This is a genomic window from Aminobacter aminovorans, assembly GCF_900445235.1.
GTDB lineage: Bacteria > Pseudomonadota > Alphaproteobacteria > Rhizobiales > Rhizobiaceae > Aminobacter > Aminobacter aminovorans.
Map to the genome: position 1 here is coordinate 2,758,916 of NZ_UFSM01000001.1, position 15,391 is coordinate 2,774,306.

Here is a 15,391-nt window from a genome sequence, read left to right on the forward strand (position 1 = left end):
TTGGCTGTCGGCTTGTCGATTTTGCGACAGGCGTTGGCGCTGGCAAGCCGTTTCGATATGGGTGCATGATTACGATCCGTCGTAGAGCCGCATGGGCGGCAAAAAACGGATTCTTACGGAAGGCAGAGCCATGGGCGAAGACGCGGCAGTCGAGCAGGAACAAGCGGGCGGCAGGCGCGGACGTGGCGCAAGCGGTGGCGCAGCCGCGCGGCGCGCAGCGCGGACCGGTGGCGGGCCCGGCACCCAGCTCACCTACATCAAGCGCCAGATCAACCTTTATGAGGTGCTCAACGAAGAGGGCCTCGCCCTCATCGAGAAGAACGCCGACACGGTGCTCGAGGAGATCGGCATCGAGTTCCGTGACGACGCCGAGGCATTGGCGCTGTGGAAGGAAGCCGGCGCCGACGTCAAGGGCGAGCGGGTGCACTTTCCCAAGGGGCTGTGCCGCGAACTGCTGAAGACCGCGCCTTCCGTCTACACCCAGCATGCACGCAATCCCGAGCGCTCGGTGCAGATCGGCGGCAACGCGACCGTTTTCGCACCTGTCTACGGTCCGCCCTTCGTGCGCGACCTCGACGGCAACAGGCGCTATGCCACGATCGAGGATTTCCGCAATTTCGTGAAGCTCGCCTTTATGGCGCCGTCGATCCACCATTCGGGCGGCACCGTGTGCGAGCCTGTCGACGTGCCTGTCAACAAGCGCCACCTCGACATGATCTACAGCCACATCAAATTTTCGGACAAGCCGTTCATGGGCTCGGTGACCGCGCCCGAGCGCGCCGAGGACACGGTGGCCATGGCCAAGATCGTGTTCGGCGACGACTTCGTCGAAAACAACACGGTGCTGACCAGCCTGATCAACGCCAACTCGCCGATGGTCTTCGACGAGACCATGCTGGGTGCAGCCAAGGTCTATGCGCGCCACAACCAGGCCTGCATCGTCACGCCGTTCATCCTGGCCGGCGCGATGAGCCCGGTGACGGTCGCCGGCACCTTGACCCAGGTTCTGGCCGAGGTTCTGGCCGGCGCCTCGTTCACCCAGCTGATCCGCAAGGGCGCGCCGGTGCTGTTCGGCACCTTCGCCTCGTCGATCTCGATGCAGTCGGGCGCGCCGACCTTCGGCACGCCGGAGCCGTCGCTGGTGTCCTACGGCGCCGCCCAGCTGGCGCGCCGTCTCGGCCTGCCGTTCCGCACCGGCGGCTCGCTCTGCGCGTCGAAGGTTCCCGATGCGCAGGCGGCCTATGAAAGCGCCAACACGCTGAATTCGACTCTGCTTGCCGGCACCAATTTCGTGCTGCATTCGGCCGGCTGGCTCGAGGGCGGTCTCGCCTCGTGCTACGAGAAGTTCATGATGGACATCGACCAGCTTGGCATGCAGCAAAAATTCGCCGAAGGCGTCGATCTCTCCGAAAACGGCCAGGCGATGGACGCCATCCGCCAGGTCGGGCCTGGCAGCCACTATCTCGGCTGCGACCATACGCAGGCCAATTTCCAGACCGCGTTCTACCGTTCCAGCATCGCCGACAACAATTCCTACGAGCAGTGGCTGGCCGAGGGGCAGAAGACGGCGCCGCAGCGTGCCAACGAGCTTGCCCGTCGCTGGCTCGAAAGCTACGAGGCACCATATCTCGATCCCAGCATCGACGACGGCCTCAAGGACTTCATCGCCGCGAAGAAGGCGTCGATGCCCGACGCCTTCACGTGAAAGGAGCCCGTTTCAGGCGGGGCTAAAGTCGCCAGCATCATTCACAAGGAAGTCTGGCGGAGCGCATTCTCCGATCCGGACAAGAAGGGGTGACGCTTGCCGTCCCCCGACCTTGATGAGATTTCCACCGCGCTGGCCGGTCATGGCCTCATCCAGCGCGGCGGTTTTGTCTTTGAAGGCGAAGGTGTCGGGGAAGGCGAAGGTGTCGGGGAAGGCGAAGGTGTCGGGGAAGGCGAAGGTGTCGGGGAAGGCAAAGCTGTCGGGCAAGGCAAAGATGTCGTGCCGGACGGCCCGGCAGGCCGGGCGGCGCGGTCGGTGCTGCTGGTGGGGCAGGCGGGTGCGGCACTCTGGCCGCATTTCCTGCGTTGGCGCGAGCAGCAGCCGGCCAATCTCGCCAATCCGCTCGACAGCTGGTCGCGCGAAGTGATCGGTGCCGTGGCGCGCGAGTTCGGGGCGCGCGCGGTGTCGCCATCCGACAAGCCCTACCTGCCGTTCCAGCAATGGGCGATGCGGGCGGAAGGGCTCAGGCCGTCGCCGCTGGGCATACTGATGCATCCCGCATACGGGCTCTGGCATGCCTATCGCGGAGCGCTGCTGTTCGAGGTCGAACTGGCGTTCGCGGAACGTCGCGAACAGAGTCACCTTTGCGACTTATGTCCCGGAAAACCTTGCCTGAAACCCTGCCCGGTCGATGCATATTCGGATGCCGGCTTTGCGTATGAAAAATGCCTCGGGCATGTGCGCGGCGCCTCGGGAGGTGCCTGCCGGACGCAAGGGTGCCTCGATCGCAATGCCTGTCCCTATGGGCTGGCCTATCGTTATCCGGCGGATGTCCAGGCCTTTCACATGAAAAGCTACGCCAGCCTCTGAGCTCGCTTGCTGCTGGCCCAATCGCTTTCCCGGCTCCCTTGTTGCCTTTCGCTGTCGATCGGCCTATTCGAAGTCATCAGATGACTTGATGAATATAACCATGCAGCCAGCCACGCGAACCAATCTCACCGACAGCGCCGCCGATAGCCTGCGCGCAGAAATCGTCAGCGGCCGCTGGGCCGTGGGCGAGCGTATTCCCAATGAAGCGGCGCTCACCGACCTGCTTTCGGTAAGCCGCGGCACGGTGCGCGAAGCTGTCCGCGTCCTGGTCTCGCAAGGCCTGCTCGATACGCGGCAAGGGTCCGGCACCTATGTCCGCTCGGCGGTCGATCCGTCGGCGGTGCTGGATCGCGTCAAGCGCGCCGGCCTGCGCGACCAGTGGGAGACGCGCGCCGCCCTGGACGCCGAGGCGGCGCGGCTGGCAGCGCAGCGCCATACGCCAGCCGATCTGGTGAAAATGCGCCGCTTGCTGGCGGCGCGCGGCGCGGTTGCCGATGGCGGGCACGAGGCCTTCATTCGCCGCGACATCGCCTTCCACAAGTCGGTCGTCGAGGCCTCCGGCAACCGGGCAATGATCGAACTCTACGACTTCTTCACCGGCGCCATCGCCGAGACGATCAAGGCGACGCTGGCCGGCGAACTGCCCGAGCCTGACGCGCCGGCCCATGCGGCCATCGTCGATGCCGTCGCCTCCGGCGACCCGGACAGGGCTGCCGCGGCAGTCCGCGCCTTCATGGCGCCGGTGCTTCTCGAACTCGACAGGTTGCTTGCCCGATGAACCAGAGCTTTGTTCCGGCCGGCCGGCCGGCCCAGGCCGTCGCCATCGATGGTCTCGACGACCAGCTCGTCGATTCCGAGATCGACAGCCTGCCGGCACCGCAGGCGCCCGTCCTGCGCAGCGGCATGGCGCGTTTCGTGCTCGGCGCCAGCCTGGTGCTGATCGCCTTCAATCTCAGGCCGATCTTTTCCAGCCTCTCGGTGCTGTTGCCGGAGGTGATGCAGGCAACCGGCCTGTCGCCCGCCGGCGCCAGCCTTTTGACGACGCTGCCGGTGCTCTGCCTTGGCCTGTTTGCGCCGCTGGCCCCAAAGTTGGCGCAGCGCTTCGGCGCCGAGCGCACGTTGCTGTTCGCGCTGGCGCTGCTGGCCCTTGGCACTGTCCTGCGAGGCCTCGGCACCGTGCCGCTGCTGTTCATCGCGAGCTTCATGGCCGGCGCCGCAATCGCCATCGGCAACGTGCTCCTGCCCGGGCTGGTCAAGCGCGACTTCCCCGACAAGGCGGCGATGATGACCGGGCTCTATACGATGGCGCTTTGCGCTGGGGCTGCTTCGGCCTCGGGACTGACACTGCCCATAGAACATCTGCTGACGGGCTCCTGGTCCGGCGCGCTCGCCGCCTGGGCGGTTCCCGCCTTCATCGTGCTGCTCATCTGGACGCCGCAGGCGCTCGGCAGCCACAGGCAGGCGAGCCAAAGCGGCTACCGCGTCGTCGGCCTGTGGCGCGACCGGCTGGCCTGGCAGGTCACCTTGTTCATGGGGCTGCAGTCGGCGCTCGCCTATTGCGTCTTCGGCTGGCTGGCGCCGATCCTGCGCGAGCGCGGCTTCGATGCCACGACGGCCGGCGCGATCGTGTCTTTGTCGGTCATGGCGCAGGTCGTGACCTGCCTTGCCGTGCCCTCGATCGCCATTCGCCGCAAGGACCAGCGCGGCGTCAATGTGGCGCTCGTCGTGGCTGCCGTGACGGCATTGCTCGGCATTCTGTTTGCGCCGACCTCGACGATCCTGTTCTGGGCCGTGCTGCAGGGCATCGGCCAGGGCGGGCTGATTGCCGCCGCCATGACGCTGATCGTGCTGCGCTCGCCGGATTCCCATGTCGCGGCCCATCTCTCCGGCATGGCGCAGGGCGTGGGCTACACGCTGGCGGCCATCGGCCCGCTGCTTGTCGGGCTGATCCGCAACTGGACCGGCAGCTTCGCCGCCTCTTCGGTGCTGTTCGTCGCCCTTGGCCTTGGCGTCGCGATCACGGGACTGGGCGCGGGCAGGGCGCTGCATGTCGGCGCGCGCACCGAGCGGACCTCTGCCGCCTGAGCTTGTCTGGCGGGCTGAAGTCCCTATGTTCGCGACGGGACAGACAGAAGGAGCCTTGCCATGTCGACCAAGCGCGAGATCGAGATCAGGACGGCGGATGGCGTCTGCAAGGCTGGGCTGTTCGCAGCTGCCAAGGCGAAAGCCGGTGTGATCCTCTATATGGATGCCTTCGGTCCGCGCCCGGCGCTGGGCGAGATGGCTGAACGGCTGGGCAGCCACGGCTATGCGGTGCTGGTGCCCGACCTGTTTTATCGTGCAGGCGCCTATGGTCCGTTCGACGCCAAGACGGGCTTCGTCGAGGAGAAGACGCGGACCGAGTTGCGTGCCCTGATCGGCGGCACAACGCAGGAGATGACCGTACGCGACACGGGCTCCTTCATCGACGCGTTGGCAAAGGTCGGCGCGACGGGCCCGATTGGCACTGTCGGCTATTGCATGGGCGGCTCGCGTGCGCTCAACGCCGCCGCCGCCCATCCGGGTCGCATCGTGGCCGCGGCAAGCTTCCATGGCGGCAATCTGGCCAGCGATGCGCCCGATAGCCCGCACCGCAGCGCGGCAAAGATCAAGGCGCGCGTCTATGTCGGCTCTGCCGGTGTCGACGCCAGCTTCCCGCCGGAACAGTCGGCAATCCTGGCCGAGAGCCTGCGCACTGCCGGCGTCGACCACATACTCGAAAACTATGTCGGCATGGGCCATGGCTGGTGCGTATCCGACCACGGCGTCTACGACGCTGTCGGCGCCGAGCGCCACTGGAAGCGGCTGACGGCGTTGTTTGAGGAAACGCTGGCGTAACTTCCAACTTTGCCATCCTGACAGCTTCGGCTATCAGGCACCGAACAGCTTGATCCGACAAACAGGGTTCGCGCGCCGGCGAGGCGCCGAGGCCAGCGGGAACACTCCGGAATGCAGTCCTTTGATGTCGTGGTGATCGGCGCCGGCGCGGCCGGCATGATGTGCGCCGTGGAAGCCGGCAAGCGCGGCCGCTCGGTGCTGGTCGTCGATCACGCTTCGGCGCCCGGCGAAAAGATCCGGATTTCCGGCGGCGGGCGCTGCAACTTCACCAACATCCACGCCAGCCCGAAGAATTTTCTGTCGCAGAACCCGCATTTCTGCATCTCGGCGCTGAGCCGCTACACCCAGCGCAATTTCATCGGCCTCGTCGAGAGCTACGGCATCGCCTATCACGAGAAGACGCTCGGCCAGCTGTTCTGCGACGGCTCGGCACGCCAGATCATCGAGATGATGGTCGAGGAAATGCAGCAAAACGGCGCCGAGCTGAGGCTGTCGACCACGGTCGAGGACATCAGCAGGACCGCCGACGGGTTCGAGCTGTTTGTCTCCGGCAGCCGGGTGGCGTGCAAGTCGCTGGTGGTCGCCTGCGGCGGCAAGTCGATCCCCAAGATGGGAGCGACCGGTTTCGGCTACGAGATTGCCGCGCAGTTCGGGCTGCCTGTTGTCGAGACGCGGCCGGCGCTGGTGCCGCTGACCTTCGACGCCAACACCTTGCAGAAACTGACGCCGCTTGCCGGCATCGCTGTCGATGCCGATGTTGCCTGCGGCAAGACCCGCTTTTACGAAGCCATGCTGTTCACCCACCGCGGCATCAGCGGGCCGTCGATCCTGCAGATCTCGTCCTACTGGCGCGAGGGCGACGAAATTGCGATCTCGATGCTGCCGGGCACCGATGTCGCGGCGATCCTGCGCGAGGCCAAGCGCGCTAACGGGCGCCAGGCGGTGCAGACCGTTCTCGCCGCCCACCTGCCCAAGAAGCTGGCCCAGGCAATTGCCGAGCGGCTCGGCTTCAACGGCAATCTCGCCGATCTGAACGATACGCATCTGAAAGCCGTCGATGCCGCTGTCAATCAGTGGCGTATCAAGCCTGCCGGGTCCGAGGGCTATCGTACGGCGGAAGTGACGCTTGGCGGCGTCGACACCAGGTCGCTAGACCAGAAGACGATGCAGGTGAAATCGGTGCCGGGCCTTTTCTTCATCGGCGAGGTCGTCGACGTCACCGGCTGGCTCGGCGGCTATAATTTCCAGTGGGCATGGTCGTCGGGCTGGGCGGCCGGGCGGGCAGCCTGATCCTGCTCATCCCTGTTTTCGTTGTGCATCCAACGCATCCGCATCGCAACATCCTGCGGATACACAGGTTTCCGATACCGACTGCCACCTGAATCAATCAAAAGGTGTGGTGCGGATGTTCTCGACAATCAAGGCGTTTGCCGTTTCGCTGGCGCTCGGCGGCGCGCTGGTGATGCCTGTTTTGGCCGACCAGCAACAATGCTCGTGCAAGAACCTGCAAAGCGTCCAGGAAGAGCTCAGAAACGCAGACTACGCGGCAAAGTTCTTCGCCGACATGGCAGCACAGCTCAAGGCAGTCGAGGACCCGCTGATCGAGGCGCACAAAATCCCGACGCATCCGGATTCCGACGTCAGCATCTATCACCGCTCGTCGCTGAAACGGACCGAAATCATGGGGAGGTTCCGCTTACCCCACCGTCCCGCCCATGGTTATACCGGGCCAGCGACGGTCGACATGAAATATGGCAGTTGCGAGCAGCAACCCGCTGCACTCGAAGCCCTGCGAGCGGGCTCGCAATGCAAGGAACTTGCTGATTTCGCGCTCGAGCACGAAGCTGTTCACCGGGCGAAATGCGCAAGAGACACCGCCACCGTCTACTGGGACAGACTGCCGAGCCACTTCGCGGCTGAGGAAGCGGAGCGCTATCGCGAACAGGCCAAAGCGACACGGTCATTGCTCAAGCGCATCGTCGACCAAGGCACGGTTACCATCGAGGCAAAGCTCGAGCCGCGCATCAAGGGGCCGCAGTTCGACGTGACCTACTCTTATGTCACCCAGTCGGTGGAGATGGAGGGCAACAGTTCGCCGGGATCCGACACATGGATGCTGAAGGGGAAAACGCGTCGGGCAGGCAAGATCAAGAGCGTAAGGATTGCCGGCATGTCATGCACCTCGAGCGGTCAGATCAACGACGACATCGACATGGCGCTGGAACTCGACGGGCTGACCATGGCTCTCGACAACAAATCGAAAGGCAGGCCGGGCGACGTGAAGATCCGCTGCAAGGGCGGCCATGGCATGTCGATGCGCCCGCAAGGAGAAGTCGACGGCGGCAATGTCTTTGCCAATGAGAGCTTTACCGTCGACACCGAGGTGTCCCAGGATGTCAGCACCTTGCCCTTCGCCAAATATGTCACCGGCGGTATGTCCGTCAGCGGCAAGAACACGGTGAACGTCAAGCTGGTCTGCCCCGGCTCGTGACGGAGGTGTCGCGCCGCCCGGCATGTCTTGGGTTGGCGCCGAAACTTTTTTCTTCGCAGCACCCCAAGGATTGCCTCAAAGCTTTCGTCCAACGGACAAATGATGGCGATGATGCTGGACGAAAGCGAAGCCTCCGACGGCGATCTGGTCGGACGAGCGCGCGATGGCGACAGGACAGCTTTCGGCGAACTCGTCGAGAGGCATTACGGATTCGTCCATCGTGTCGCCTGGCGCTGGTGCGGCAACAGGTCGGATGCCGAAGACATCGCTCAGGAGGTCTGCGCGCGGTTGGGCCGGGCCATCCGCGACTATCGCGGCGGCTCTGCCTTCACGACATGGCTCTATGCGATGACGCTGAACGCCGCGCGCGACATGCAGCGCAAATCGGCGCGAGAGACGGCGAAGACCACCGCCTATGGCGTCCATGCGCTTGTCGCGGGAGATGGCGGGCCGGAAACGGAAGATCCGACGGAGCGGATGTGGGCGGCGGTCAGGCAGTTGCCGGACAAGCAGCGCGACGCAATCCTTCTCGTCTATGGCGAGGGCTTGAGCCATGCGGCAGCGGCGGATGCCATGGCGATCGCCGAGGCCACCGTGTCCTGGCACATCCATGAAGCGAAGAATCGGCTTAAGCTGCTCATGCGCTCGGCCGGGGAAGAGTGACCATGGTCGACGACAACGAACTCGACATGCTGCGCAACATTCCGACGCCCGCTCCAGGCAGCGGGGCCAAGGCGCGCGCGCTCGCCGCGGCGATGGCGGCCTACGATCTCGAAAAAAATCCCGCGGCCACCCAAGGAACTCAAAACACCGATCGTCTCACCCAACGAGCACGAAAGCTCTGGAGAGACATCATGCAAAAGAAGCTGATTGCAGCGCCGGCCTTTGCCGGTCTCGTTGCCCTGCCGATCGCCGGCTATGCCACATTCTACCTGATGGAGGGATCGCCATTCAATTTTGGTGCCGACCAGGAGATCGCGGAGGCTCCTTCGGCGCGCTTGAAGGACGCGCCTGATACCAAGTTGAAGAAGACCGATACAGGCACGACACCGGCTGTCGCGGCCAAGCCGTTGGCTGCTTCGCAGGCGGGTAAGGCCGAAGAGGCAAGCGCTGACGAAGCGGTCGTGATGAACGAGGCAGCGCCCGCCATGCCTGTGCCAGCGCCGCTGCAGGATGCCGCGACACAAATGAGTCGGATGTCGGCTCCGACGCTGACAACCGAGCTCCACGGTGTGATCGCGCCATCCGATGTGCCGATGCCGCTGCCGGAAAACCGCGACCGCGTCGAGGATTTCAAGACCAATCCGGTACGTTCGGCACTCGAGGATCCGGTCTCGACTTTCTCCATCGATGTCGACACGGCCTCTTACTCCTTCGCCCGCCGTTTGTTGAAGGAAGGGGTTCTGCCGCATGCCGACACTGTGCGTGTCGAGGAAATGATCAACTACTTCCCCTACGACTGGAAGGGGCCTGAAGCGATCACCACGCCGTTCAACACTACCGTCAGCGTCATGCCGACGCCGTGGAACGAGCACACCAAGCTGATGCATGTCGGCATCAAGGGCTATGATGTGCGGCCTGCCGAGCAGCCGAAAGCCAACCTGGTGTTCCTGATCGATGTGTCGGGGTCGATGGACGAGCCGGACAAGCTGCCGCTGCTGCGCTCGGCCTTCCGCCTCCTGGTCAACAAGCTCAATGCCGACGACACGGTTTCGATCGTCACCTATGCCGGCAACGCCGGCACCGTGCTCGAACCGACCAAGGCGTCGGACCGGGAAAAGATCCTGTCGGCCATCGACACGCTGACCCCTGGTGGCTCGACTGCCGGCGAAGCGGGCATTCGCGAAGCCTATCGGCTGGCGCAAAGATCCTTCATCAAGGACGGCATCAACCGTGTGATGCTGGCGACCGACGGCGACTTCAATGTCGGCCAGACCGATGACGACGAGCTCAAGCGGCTGATCGAGGACAAGCGCAAGTCGGGCGTGTTCCTGTCGGTGTTCGGCTTCGGCCGCGGCAATCTCAACGACCAGATGATGCAGACCATCGCCCAGAACGGCAACGGCACGGCGGCCTATATCGACACGCTGGCCGAAGCCGAGAAGGTGCTGGTGCAGGATGCCTCCTCGACGCTGTTCCCGATTGCCAAGGACGTCAAGATACAGGTCGAGTTCAATCCGGCTGCCGTCGCCGAATATCGGCTCATCGGCTACGAGACTCGCGCACTCAATCGCGAGGACTTCAACAACGATCGCGTCGATGCCGGCGAGATCGGCTCCGGCCATTCGGTGACGGCGATCTACGAGATCACGCCCAAGGACAGCCCGTCGCTGGCAATGGACCCGTTGCGCTACGGCCAGGCTTCGACAGGCAATGGCGGCGTCGCCAATGCCGACGAGTATGCTTTCGTGAAGATCCGCTACAAGGCGCCTGACGGCGACGTGAGCAAGCTGATCACCACGCCGGTGACGAAGACGAACGAAGTCGCGAGCTTCGACGGCGCCGGTACCGACCAGCGTTTCTCGGTGGCGGTTGCGGCCTTCGGCCAGAAACTGCGCGACGAGGACGCGACAGCCCAGTTCGGCTTCGACCGGATCGCCGAGATCGCCTCGGCGGCGCGCGGGGCCGACCCCTATGGCTATCGCGCCGAATTCCTGTCGCTGGTGCGGCTGGCATCGTCGCTGCAGGGCAACAAGCAATAAGGCAACAGGCAAGGGCAGGTGGGCCGGCCGGCGGAAAGGGGGTTTTCCGCCGGCCGTTCTTCATCATCTCAGGCGGCGGAAAGGGGGGCTTTCCGTCGGCCGTTCTTTTGTGATGTCTAGGCGTCCAGCCGAAAAACGCTGGGGTGGTGTTTCGGAGACTAGTGATGGCCGACCGGCAACTGGACGAATGGGATATCGCGCATGGCGGGCTGCGCTCGCTGTCGTCGCGCGAGATCAAGGCTTTCTGGGACGGTTATCTCGCCCGCCGCAACGATCCCAGGATACGCCATGGTAGCCTCTATTCGCGCTGGCGCCATGTCGCCGACGATCTGGTGATTTCGCTCTATCTGACCAATCGCAGCGTCGGGCTGTTCGTCAGGGGCCAACGCGGCGAGGGTTATGCCACCACTGCAAACCGGCTGACCGCCTTCGAGCCCGCATTGGGCAAGGCGCTGGGCGTCAGCCTGCGCGGCGAATACGCGCTCTGCTACCTGTTCAACCATCCGGTCGCGATGACAGATCCTGCCAACTGGCCCCAGGCTTACGAGTGGCTGGAACGGCAGGAAAAGCACTTCAGTCATGTTCTGAGCGACATGGTTGTCGGCGCCTAGGCGCCGGACGGAAGCGAAATTGCATGCCAGCGCCGTGGTCCTGCAAGAACATCTCGATCCAGCCGTAAGTGTCTGAAAGCAAGATGAAATCGACTATATGACGAACCGGGGACGGCGCTCCTTTCCGGTCTGTTTCTGCATGCTTTGGCGCACCGGCGCGAAAATTCCTTACGTTCTATCTTGCAAAAGATATATCTTTGAACAGATATAGCGGCATGAAGCAAACATCCTGGAGAGGTACTCACATGTTCAACCACCCGAATTTCAACGACCGTTGCCGTGGAGAATGGTCCATGTCGGGCCAGAATGAAGGCGGCAGGGGCGGCGGCCGGCATGGCCGCGGCGGTCCCTTCGGCCGTCATCGTGGCGGTCCCTTCGGCGGCCGCGGCCCGCGCATGTTCGATCCCGGCGCGCTGCGCCTGGTCGTGCTCGGCCTGATTGCCGAAGAGCCGCGCCATGGCTACGACATCATCAAGGCGCTGGAGGCCAAGTTCCAGGGCGCCTACAGCCCGAGCCCGGGCGCGATCTATCCGATGCTGCAGATGCTGGAAGAGGCGGATCTCGTCGTCTCCGTCGCCAATGGCAACAAGAAGCTCTATTCGATCACCGAAGCGGGCCAGGCCTATCTCGACGAAAACGCCGCCGAGCTGGCAAAGATCAACGGGCAGATCGAGGAGAACTCGACGCAGGTCAGTGGTGTTGCCCTCGGTGACGAGGTCAAGGCGCTGAACTTTGCCGTGTTCAGCCGGCTGCGCAGCGGTTCGCTGACCGCAGCACAGGCCGAGAAGGCACGCGAGATCCTGAAGAAGGCGCGTCGCGACCTCGAAGATCTGTGATTCCCCGAGGCCTTGAAACGTCTGAAGCTCCCGCCGCAAGGCGGGAGCTTTTTCTGTGCAAAACCCTGCAAATGGCCAGGTTTGTGGGCCGTTTCCGACAATTTGAATCAAAGGCCGACCCGCCCCGGAACCCGATCGCAACGATCCCCGGCTAATACAGCTGCGGGTGAACAAGGGGTGATTTGAGAATGCTGGTTGGACGTGTGATGGTGGGTGCGGTTTCAATTTCTCGCACCGCCGATGCCTTGACGATGCCGACCCGGCCAGAAGCTGCCAACCGCAATAGTGAAGTCGTGGCGGATGCCGCGGCGCCGGCGCCCGCCACCAGCAGCCACATCTACGTACCCGCCAAGCCTGTCCAGCAGGCACAGCACATCGTTGCCCAGGGTTCCTCGCGCGCACGCATGAGCGATGTCGACGACGCACACCGCACGGCATGGTCGGCGCTCAACAATGAGCGCTTCCGGCTGGCGATGGAGAAGTTGGGCGATGTGCGCACATCGGACGCGGTGATGATGATGCGCCCGGTCGAAGGCGCGGGCACCGACATCAGGTCGGCACTCGCGCGCTACGAAGAAAACAGCTGACGGGCAGCGGTCCTAGCAGCGGCGACGGCGTTCGCGGCGGCCTTCACCGGTTTCGGCGGTGTTCGGCGCAGCAAGCTTGTTGCGCATCGGGCCGATGCGCTCGACGATCGCCTCGACGGTCGGACGCACGTCCTTCTTGTGGGCGTCGAGCGCCTTGCGCATGGCGGCCAGATGCTCGAACGAGGTGCCGCAGCAGCCGCCGATGATCTTCGCGCCGCCGTCGACAGCGAGCCGGACATAGTCGGACATCAGTTCCGGCGTGCCCGAATAATGGATCTCGGTGCCGCGGAATTCCGGAATGCCGCAATTGCCCTTGATGATGATGGTCGCATCCGGCCTGGCGTCGCTCATGTCGAGCAGCGAGGCCAGGATGTCGGAAGCGCCGACACCGCAATTGGCACCGACGCCGAGCGGCGTCTCGGCAAGGCCGTCGACGACGCCGTGGATGTCCTTGGGCAGCAGGCCCATCATGGTGCGGCCGGCGGTGTCGAACGAGCCGGTATAGGTGTAGGGCAGGCCGACGCGGATGGCAGCTTCCGCTGCCGCACGGATTTCGTCCGGCGCGGACATCGTTTCGATCCATGCGACCTCGGCGCCGCCGGCCTTGAGGCCTTCGATCTGTTCGGCGAAGGCATCTACCGCCTCGTCATAGGTCATGGCGCCGAGCGGAACCAGAAGCTCGCCGGTCGGGCCGACGGAGCCGGCGACGACAACCTTGCGGCCGGCCTTGTCGGCAACGGCCCGGGCGATTTCGGCGGCCCGCTTGTTGAGTTCGTGCACGCGATCCTGGGCGTGATGCAGCTTGAGCCGGTGACGGGTGCCGCCAAACGAGTTGGTGAGGATGATGTCGGCGCCGGCCTCGACGAATTTCCGGTGCAGCGTCGAAATTTTCTCGGGCGCGCTTTCATTCCACAGTTCGGGGGCTTCGCCGGCTTCGAGGCCCATGGCAAACAGGTTTGTGCCGGTCGCGCCATCGGCGAGCAGCACGCCCTTTTCGGCCAGCAGGGCATCGATCGGATTGGTCGTCATCGCAGCGACTTTCATATCAGGAGACTGGATAAGGATATAAAGAAGTCTTTATGTCCAGTCAACGCGTTTGCATGGCCGGCCATGCTGCCGGCGTCACCTCGACCGCGATCTCGGTGCAGACGCCGCCATTGGTCGGATAATGATCGACCGAGCAGGCGGTGACGACGAGCAGCAGGTCGCATTCGGCGCGCAAAGCGACGTAGCCGCCGGGCGGATTGATCGAGGCGAAGACGTCGATGCTGCCATCGGGCTGCGGCAGCGAGTTCTGGAACAGGTCGACCGGGTCCGGCGTGAAGGGCAAGGCGAGCCCTTCCGAGGCAAGTGCCTGGTGCAGATTGTCTTGGCAACTGGGATGCTCGTCGAAGCCCGCGCGGACATAGAGGGCGTGGTTGCAGGCGGGGTAGAGCATGTCGTGCGGACCGGGCGAGGCGTCTTCTACCAGGGTCAGCAGTTTGTTTCCTGTCGTGCCGTAGAAGTATTCGCCTGTCTTCGGAAACAGCCGCTCGCCGATATCGCGGGTGTTGGAGGTGCTGAGCCAGTCCTTCATGTCAGGCGTGAACGCCCAGAGGTCGGCGACCTGCTGGCCCTTGATGTCGATGATGCGGACCAAGTCCCCGCTGGAGACGCGGATGGAACGGCCCGACTGGGCAGGTATGACGATACGCTGATATGGCATGGGTTTCCTCGGGGATCGCGGCGCACGCTGCCGTATCGTGGCGGCAAATTCAACCAGAGCGCCAGTCAACCCCAAGTGGCCGGGAACGACGCCACCGCCAGCCGTCGCGCGAAGGCCGCAGTTTCGTGGGCGTTGATGTCGGCGGCGCGGATCAGATTGTCGAAATGGCGGGTCAGCGTCCTGATCGGTTCGGTGGCGTAGAGCACAAGGTACATGTCTCCGACATAGATCGCCGCGCGGGAATGGCCGAAGATCGTATAAGGCACGGAATAGCGCATGCGGCCGTCATAGAGGAACAGCCGGAATGTCGGATAGAGATCGTCGAGAAGGTCGGCCATGTGGCGGAGCTGCTGCTTGCGGTCCTTGTCTGGAAAACCCGACCAGACGCCAAGCCCGCGCGCAAAAATCTCGAGCGTGTGGCGCGGCATGCAGACTTCCATGTCGGTTTCGGGCCGACGGTTGTAATCGATACGATACTGCGTCTCGCCGGCCTGGCTCTCGCGGCTTTTGTTGGAGATGCCGGCCTCGTAGTCGATGAGCGTTTCGGTGCGCAGCAGGTCGGGAATGCCGGCGGGCACGTAGCGGATCTTGGTGCCGGCGGCCTCGGCATGCCATTTGGCGATCAGCGTGCGTTCGAAACCGCCAGATGCCTCCTCGATCTCGAGGCTTTCGCGGATTTCACCGGTGACCCCTTCGTCCTGGCTGAGGCCAAGCAGCCAGTCGAGCGAAACCTTGTGAGCGGATGCGATTGTCAGCAGGGTTTCGGCGCGCGGCAGCCTTATCGTTGCCCCCGAGAGCAGCTGCGACAGCGCCGAGCGGTCGATGCCGACCGATGTGGCAAAGGCCGACTGATTGAGGCCGGAGCGTTGGACCAACGCCTTGAGGCGCTCGCGGAAAACTTCGGATAGATCGCGTTTGTCCATGGCCTGCCCAAGGTGGAATGGTTTTGCGGAACGCAGGCAAGGTGCCAGCGAAAAATAGATTCATCTTCCAGTTTGTTTACTAAG

The 15,391-nt window shown here is 63.8% G+C and carries 15 protein-coding genes; 12 read left to right on the forward strand and 3 right to left on the reverse strand.

The genetic code is table 11. The features are described 5' to 3' along the window. The first annotated feature begins 130 nt into the window (after positions 1-130). From DY201_RS13580 to DY201_RS13635, 12 genes are all read left to right on the forward strand, one after another. Positions 131-1,705, forward strand: a complete 1,575-nt coding sequence (locus DY201_RS13580; RefSeq protein ID WP_115731654.1) for a trimethylamine methyltransferase family protein — start codon at positions 131-133, stop codon at positions 1,703-1,705. Positions 1,706-1,801: 96 nt separating this feature from the next. Then, positions 1,802-2,575 (forward strand): hypothetical protein, encoded by a 774-nt coding sequence (locus DY201_RS13585; protein ID WP_245431991.1) that lies wholly within the window; start codon positions 1,802-1,804, stop codon positions 2,573-2,575. Positions 2,576-2,675: 100 nt separating this feature from the next. After that, entirely contained in the window at positions 2,676-3,353 is a 678-nt protein-coding gene (locus tag DY201_RS13590) for a FadR/GntR family transcriptional regulator (RefSeq protein WP_115731655.1), read from the forward strand. After that, positions 3,350-4,660 (forward strand): CynX/NimT family MFS transporter, encoded by a 1,311-nt coding sequence (locus DY201_RS13595; protein ID WP_115731656.1) that lies wholly within the window; start codon positions 3,350-3,352, stop codon positions 4,658-4,660. The genes DY201_RS13590 and DY201_RS13595 overlap by 4 nt, the downstream gene beginning before the upstream one ends. A 60-nt stretch (positions 4,661-4,720) precedes the next feature. After that, the gene (locus tag DY201_RS13600) at positions 4,721-5,452 is read left to right on the forward strand and encodes a dienelactone hydrolase family protein (RefSeq protein WP_115731657.1); all 732 of its coding nucleotides are present in this window, start codon (positions 4,721-4,723) and stop codon (positions 5,450-5,452) included. 111 nt (positions 5,453-5,563) lie between these two features. Then, on the forward strand, positions 5,564-6,742 hold the full coding sequence (locus tag DY201_RS13605) for a BaiN/RdsA family NAD(P)/FAD-dependent oxidoreductase (protein WP_115731658.1): 1,179 nt from the start codon (positions 5,564-5,566) through the stop codon (positions 6,740-6,742). 115 nt (positions 6,743-6,857) lie between these two features. Then, positions 6,858-7,943 (forward strand): hypothetical protein, encoded by a 1,086-nt coding sequence (locus DY201_RS13610; RefSeq protein ID WP_115731659.1) that lies wholly within the window; start codon positions 6,858-6,860, stop codon positions 7,941-7,943. A 102-nt stretch (positions 7,944-8,045) separates the two neighbouring features. Next, positions 8,046-8,606 carry an RNA polymerase sigma factor gene (locus DY201_RS13615; RefSeq protein WP_115733778.1) on the forward strand — a complete coding sequence of 187 codons (561 nt, stop codon included), beginning with the start codon at positions 8,046-8,048 and terminating at the stop codon, positions 8,604-8,606. A gap of 2 nt (positions 8,607-8,608) precedes the next feature. Then, positions 8,609-10,645 carry a vWA domain-containing protein gene (locus tag DY201_RS13620; RefSeq protein WP_115733779.1) on the forward strand — a complete coding sequence of 679 codons (2,037 nt, stop codon included), beginning with the start codon at positions 8,609-8,611 and terminating at the stop codon, positions 10,643-10,645. Between the two features lie 164 nt (positions 10,646-10,809). Next, positions 10,810-11,256, forward strand: coding sequence for a hypothetical protein (locus tag DY201_RS13625; RefSeq protein WP_115731660.1), 447 nt, complete (start codon positions 10,810-10,812; stop codon positions 11,254-11,256). A 293-nt stretch (positions 11,257-11,549) separates the two neighbouring features. Beyond that, positions 11,550-12,092, forward strand: coding sequence for a PadR family transcriptional regulator (locus DY201_RS13630; protein ID WP_245431992.1), 543 nt, complete (start codon positions 11,550-11,552; stop codon positions 12,090-12,092). 188 nt (positions 12,093-12,280) lie between these two features. Further along, on the forward strand, positions 12,281-12,679 hold the full coding sequence (locus DY201_RS13635; RefSeq protein ID WP_131922295.1) for a hypothetical protein: 399 nt from the start codon (positions 12,281-12,283) through the stop codon (positions 12,677-12,679). A 12-nt stretch (positions 12,680-12,691) separates the two neighbouring features. On the opposite strand, the gene bmt is transcribed toward DY201_RS13635, so the two are convergent. From bmt to DY201_RS13650, 3 genes are all read right to left on the reverse strand, one after another. After that, positions 12,692-13,708 (reverse strand): betaine--homocysteine S-methyltransferase, encoded by a 1,017-nt coding sequence (gene bmt / locus DY201_RS13640; RefSeq protein WP_165915880.1) that lies wholly within the window; start codon positions 13,706-13,708, stop codon positions 12,692-12,694. 58 nt (positions 13,709-13,766) lie between these two features. Continuing rightward, positions 13,767-14,384, reverse strand: coding sequence for a DUF1989 domain-containing protein (locus DY201_RS13645; protein WP_115731664.1), 618 nt, complete (start codon positions 14,382-14,384; stop codon positions 13,767-13,769). Between the two features lie 65 nt (positions 14,385-14,449). Next, a complete protein-coding gene (locus DY201_RS13650) occupies positions 14,450-15,307 on the reverse strand; it encodes a helix-turn-helix domain-containing protein (RefSeq protein ID WP_115731665.1) in 858 nt (285 codons plus the stop codon). Positions 15,308-15,391 lie beyond the last annotated feature (84 nt).

Bases quoted from the DNA above. Each gene is read 5' to 3' on its own strand.
- DY201_RS13605 (WP_115731658.1), top strand. From the start codon at position 5,564: ATGCAGTCCTTTGATGTCGTGGTGATCGGCGCCGGCGCGGCCGGCATG.
- DY201_RS13635 (WP_131922295.1), top strand. From the start codon at position 12,281: ATGCTGGTTGGACGTGTGATGGTGGGTGCGGTTTCAATTTCTCGCACC.
- DY201_RS13650 (WP_115731665.1), bottom strand. From the start codon at position 15,307: ATGGACAAACGCGATCTATCCGAAGTTTTCCGCGAGCGCCTCAAGGCG.
- bmt (WP_165915880.1), bottom strand. From the start codon at position 13,708: ATGACGACCAATCCGATCGATGCCCTGCTGGCCGAAAAGGGCGTGCTG.
- DY201_RS13615 (WP_115733778.1), top strand. From the start codon at position 8,046: ATGGCGATGATGCTGGACGAAAGCGAAGCCTCCGACGGCGATCTGGTC.
- DY201_RS13590 (WP_115731655.1), top strand. From the start codon at position 2,676: ATGCAGCCAGCCACGCGAACCAATCTCACCGACAGCGCCGCCGATAGC.
- DY201_RS13625 (WP_115731660.1), top strand. From the start codon at position 10,810: ATGGCCGACCGGCAACTGGACGAATGGGATATCGCGCATGGCGGGCTG.
- DY201_RS13620 (WP_115733779.1), top strand. From the start codon at position 8,609: ATGGTCGACGACAACGAACTCGACATGCTGCGCAACATTCCGACGCCC.
- DY201_RS13595 (WP_115731656.1), top strand. From the start codon at position 3,350: ATGAACCAGAGCTTTGTTCCGGCCGGCCGGCCGGCCCAGGCCGTCGCC.
- DY201_RS13645 (WP_115731664.1), bottom strand. From the start codon at position 14,384: ATGCCATATCAGCGTATCGTCATACCTGCCCAGTCGGGCCGTTCCATC.
- DY201_RS13630 (WP_245431992.1), top strand. From the start codon at position 11,550: ATGTCGGGCCAGAATGAAGGCGGCAGGGGCGGCGGCCGGCATGGCCGC.
- DY201_RS13580 (WP_115731654.1), top strand. From the start codon at position 131: ATGGGCGAAGACGCGGCAGTCGAGCAGGAACAAGCGGGCGGCAGGCGC.
- DY201_RS13600 (WP_115731657.1), top strand. From the start codon at position 4,721: ATGTCGACCAAGCGCGAGATCGAGATCAGGACGGCGGATGGCGTCTGC.
- DY201_RS13610 (WP_115731659.1), top strand. From the start codon at position 6,858: ATGTTCTCGACAATCAAGGCGTTTGCCGTTTCGCTGGCGCTCGGCGGC.